Source organism: uncultured Enterovirga sp., assembly GCF_964242715.1.
In the GTDB taxonomy this organism is placed as follows: domain Bacteria; phylum Pseudomonadota; class Alphaproteobacteria; order Rhizobiales; family Beijerinckiaceae; genus Enterovirga.
Genome location: NZ_CAXTAZ010000105.1, coordinates 1 through 4,432, shown reverse-complemented (window position 1 = coordinate 4,432; position 4,432 = coordinate 1). Strand labels below are relative to the sequence as shown.

General features: G+C 66.2%; 5 protein-coding genes. 3 read left to right on the top strand and 2 right to left on the bottom strand.

Annotated elements, in window-relative coordinates:
* A partial coding sequence (locus ACFE87_RS24715) for a 50S ribosomal protein L36 (RefSeq protein ID WP_375462310.1) occupies positions 1 to 72 on the top strand: 72 nt, incomplete at its 5' end.
* Positions 73 to 184: 112 nt separating this feature from the next.
* A complete protein-coding gene (gene leuB, locus ACFE87_RS24710) occupies positions 185 to 1,297 on the top strand; it encodes a 3-isopropylmalate dehydrogenase (protein WP_375462309.1) in 1,113 nt (370 codons plus the stop codon).
* Between the two features lie 8 nt (positions 1,298 to 1,305).
* Here leuB and ACFE87_RS24705 read toward each other — a convergent pair whose 3' ends face one another.
* Together ACFE87_RS24705 and ACFE87_RS24700 are read right to left on the bottom strand one after the other, a co-directional pair.
* Positions 1,306 to 1,656, bottom strand: coding sequence for a hypothetical protein (locus ACFE87_RS24705; protein ID WP_375462308.1), 351 nt, complete (start codon positions 1,654 to 1,656; stop codon positions 1,306 to 1,308).
* Positions 1,657 to 1,762: 106 nt separating this feature from the next.
* Positions 1,763 to 3,484 carry a cation:proton antiporter gene (locus tag ACFE87_RS24700; RefSeq protein ID WP_375462307.1) on the bottom strand — a complete coding sequence of 574 codons (1,722 nt, stop codon included), beginning with the start codon at positions 3,482 to 3,484 and terminating at the stop codon, positions 1,763 to 1,765.
* Positions 3,485 to 3,783: 299 nt separating this feature from the next.
* On the opposite strand from ACFE87_RS24700, the gene ACFE87_RS24695 reads away from it, so the two are divergent.
* On the top strand, positions 3,784 to 4,432 hold a 649-nt coding region (locus ACFE87_RS24695; RefSeq protein WP_375462306.1), incomplete at its 3' end, for an aspartate-semialdehyde dehydrogenase.

Here is a 4,432-nt window from a genome sequence, read left to right as displayed (position 1 = left end):
CTCGTGCGCCGCAAGGGCCGCGTCTACATCATCAACAAGACGCAGAAGCGCTACAAGGCCCGGCAGGGCTGAGCCAGCCTCGCGCCGGCTCGTCCGCCGGACGAACCGCGCGGAGACGCAAGCGCAGTGAACCTGGCCGGCAGCGATCGTTTGCACCCGGCAGGTCGGCCGAGGTGGAAGCCGCATGCCCACGTTGAAGTTGCTGCTCCTGCCTGGCGACGGGATCGGGCCAGAGGTTTGCCGCGAGGTCGAGAAGGTCATCCGCTGCCTCGAGGCAGCCGGGATCGCCTCCTTCGAGACCGAGACGGACCTTGTCGGCGGCGCCGCCTACGAGGCACACGGCAAGCCCGTTGCGGATACGACTGTCGCGCTCGCGCATGCGGCGGACGCGGTGCTGTTCGGGGCCGTGGGCGGGCCGAAATGGGACCGGGTCGCGTATGAGAGCCGACCCGAAGCAGGCCTTCTCCGCCTCCGCAAGGATCTAGGCCTGTTCGCCAACCTCCGGCCCGCCATCTGCTATCCGGCCCTGGCCGACGCCTCCTCGCTGCGGCGCGAACTGGTCGAGGGTCTCGATCTCCTCATCGTCCGCGAGTTGACGGGCGGCGTCTATTTCGGCGAGCCGAAAGAGATCGTCACGCTCGAGACTGGCGAGAAGCGGGCGGTCGACACCCAGATCTACACCACGGGCGAGATCAAGCGGATCGCGCGCGTCGCCTTCGACCTCGCGCGCACGCGGCGGAACAAGGTGTCGTCCGCCGAGAAGCGCAACGTGATGAAGTCGGGTGTCCTCTGGAACGAGGTGGTGACCCGCATCCACCGCGACGAGTTCTCGGAGGTCGAACTCGAGCATGTCCTCGCGGACAATTGCGCCATGCAGCTGGTGCGTCGGCCCAAGCAATATGACGTGATCGTCACCGACAATCTCTTCGGAGACATCTTGTCGGACGTGGGTGCGATGCTGACCGGATCGCTCGGGATGCTGCCTTCGGCCTCGCTCGGCTCGCCCGATCCGGCGACGGGCCGCAGACCGGCACTCTACGAACCCGTCCACGGCTCAGCCCCGGACATCGCTGGCCAAGGGGCAGCCAACCCGCTCGCGATGATTGGCTCGCTCGCGATGGCGCTGCGCTACTCGCTGAACCTCGGCGAAGCGGCGACGGCTCTGGAAGAGGCCGTTTCCCGCGTGCTCGCGAGCGGCTCACGCACGCGGGACATCGTCGCGCCTGGTGCCAATCCGATCGGCACCGGCGATATGGGCGATGCCGTCATGGCGGAACTCAGGCCTGCTCTGAGCTGACCCAACCCTCAATCGAGGGGCGGCAGGCCACCCAAGACACCGTAATCGACCGGCCCGATCGGGTTCGTGGCGCCGACGAAGGGTCCATTGGTGACGGGATCCGGAAGAACGCCCTCGCCGAAGCGATCGCGCATATTCGCGTAAGGCGGGTTCGCCAGGTAAGATACGGCCTGGCCGTAGGCGCTGGCCGGGTTCACGGACGAATATGGAGCCACGGTATTGCCAGCGTCGAGGAAGCTGCGTGCGCGGACATTGAGGCGCAGCGGGCCGTTCACCCGGTAGGATTCCTGGGCTTCCGCCACGGCCGATCCGAAACTCACGAAGGCGGCGACAGAGGCGACGAGTGCAGCGGCTCGCATGGCGTGATCCTTGACCCCTCCTGGCTGCGAGCGAAGGCCCGTCCAGATCGGGAACATAAGGCACAAGTAGCCTCAAAGGTTCCCTAAGGCGCGGCCGCCGCGAAGGTCAGGCCAGGACCTCGGCGCGACCGTCCAGACGAGCGGCGAGTTCGGCCCGCTTTGTATCGACCTGGCCGGAAAGGGCCGACGTGAGGGCCTCGCGCAGGTCCCGCGCCTCCGTGAGCCGCGACAGCATCACGTAGTTGGCACCGGCCTCGTAGAGCTGCGCGACATCGGCGAGCGTGTCCGCCGGGGCGATGATGACGGCATCGGGGTTGATCGAGCGAAGCTGGCGGACGAGCCGCTCATTCGTGGACCCTTTCAGGAGGAAATCCGGGATCGAGGAGACGAGGATCTCGGCCTTCTCGATGCCTGCATGGACCAGGGTCTCGCGCTGGCTGATGTCGCCATACTGCACCTTGATGCCCCGGGCGGTCAGGTTGGCGAAGACGACCGGGTTGAAGTCGACGACGGCGATCTCCTTCAGGAGATCCGGATCGTCACGCTCGAGATCGGCGATGAGCGAACTTGCCGTCCGGAAGAAGCCGAGGAGAAGAATGCGGGCGCCGTGGCCGTCGCCGTCGTCATCCGCGGGCGTGGCGCTCGCATCGAGGTCGCGGAGCCCGAAACTCTTCAGCCGCCGGGTGAGCCAGCGCGCGATCGCATCGGAATTCGTCATGGCGAAGGTCGACACGACCGCCAGGATCACGAAGGCGAAGGAAGCCGCGTTCTTGATGTCCGGCGAGATGTGGCCCGCCGCGACGCCGAGCGTCATGAGGACGAGCGAGAACTCGCTCACCTGGCTCAGATTGAGTGCCGGCAGGGCGCTCGCCCGGATCCCCTGCCGCATCCAGTAGAGCGGTGGGAAGGTGGTTGCGATCCGGCTCACGACCGTGAAGGCGCACAGGAGCAGCGCCAGCCCGATGACGTTCCAGGTCGGAATCGGGATCGTCATCCCGAGGCCGACGAAGAAGAGCGTGACGAAGAAGTCCCGCAGGCTCGTGACCTTCGCGGTCACGTCGAGCGCATACGGGAACGTCGAGAGCGCGACGCCCGCGACGAGCGCGCCCATCTCGCGCGACAGGTGGAGCTGCTCGGCCAGTTCGCAGCCGAAGAAGCACCAGGCGAGCGCGCCGACGAGCACCAGTTCCGGCAGCCGCGCGATGTAGCGGAAGAGATGGGGCAGCACATACCGGCTGACCAGGAACATGGTCAGGACGAGGACCGCCACGCGAGCGATCGACAGCAGCAGCACCCCGATGCGGAGGTCGTTCAAGCTCGGCTGCACGGCCAGGAACAGGATGACGAAGAGGTCCTGCAGGACGAGGAGGCCCAGCGTCACGCGTCCGGGCAACGTGTCGAGCTCGCGCTTGTCATAGAGCACCTTCACGATGATGACGGTCGAGGACAGCGCGGCCGCGATGCCGAGATAGAGGGCGTCCCACCTCCCCTGCCCCATCGGAAATCCGAGCAGGAGGAAGAACAGGATCCCGAGGATCGCACCGCCCAGGATCTGCGAACCGGCACTCGCCAGGATGACCTTCCCCGACCGGACGATCTTCTTCAGGTCGATCTCGAGGCCGATCATGAAGAGGAGGAAGATGAGGCCGAGTTCGGAGATCGTCTCGATCGATTCCTGCGACTTCACGAGCTTCATGACCGAGGGGCCGACGAGAAAGCCCCCGACCAGATAGGCCAGGATCACAGGCTGTCGGGCGAGCTGGGCGACGACCCCCAACACCCAGGCCGCGATCGTGCAGACGGCGATGTCGAAGAGGAGAGAATGCATGGTCTGTCTATAGAGGCGGAAAGGCCCGCATCAATAGCCGATGCAGCCGACGCGCCAGCCCGGTTACGGCTCCGGACACTCGCCCGCCGGGTGGATTTCCTTGACAATCCTGCGGCGTCGGTGTTGCGTGCGTCGAACTCGTTTCGACGCCATGACCCTGATCTCCCCCCAGCCCTCGACGATCGAAGCCGCCCCCCGGCGGCTCAAACGCGCCGGCTGATCAGGTCTGTCGCTCCCCGCGGGAGCGGTTCGAAACGGCGCAGCCGCAGGACGGCGCGCAGATCCTTCAGGAGAGCGAGATGGGCTACAAGGTTGCCGTGGTCGGCGCGACCGGCAATGTCGGGCGCGAGATGCTGGGCATCCTGGCGGAACGGGCCTTTCCGGCGGACGAGGTGGTGGCGCTCGCCTCCCGACGCTCGCAGGGCAGCGAGGTCTCGTTCGGCGACCGCGTCCTGAAGGTGAAGTCGCTCGACGATTTCGACTTTTCCGGCACCGACCTCTGCCTGATGTCGGCCGGCGGCGAGATCTCGAAGGCCTGGTCGCCCCGCATCGCCGCCCAGGGCTGCGTCGTGATCGACAATTCCTCGGCTTGGCGCATGGACCCCGACGTCCCGCTCGTCGTGCCCGAGGTGAATGCCGAGGCGCTGCGAGGGTTCGCGAAGAAGAACATCATCGCCAACCCGAACTGCTCGACGGCGCAGCTCGTCGTGGCCCTGAAGCCCCTGCACGACGCGGCCAAGATCCGGCGCGTGGTGGTCTCGACCTACCAGTCGGTTTCCGGCGCCGGCAAAGGGGGCATGGACGAGCTCTACGCCCAGACGAAGTCGGTCTATTCGCTCTCCCAGATGGCGATGAAGACGTTTCCGAAGCGGATCGCCTTCAACGTCATCCCGGAGATCGACGTCTTCATGGACGACGGCTACACGAAGGAAGAGTGGAAGATGGTGG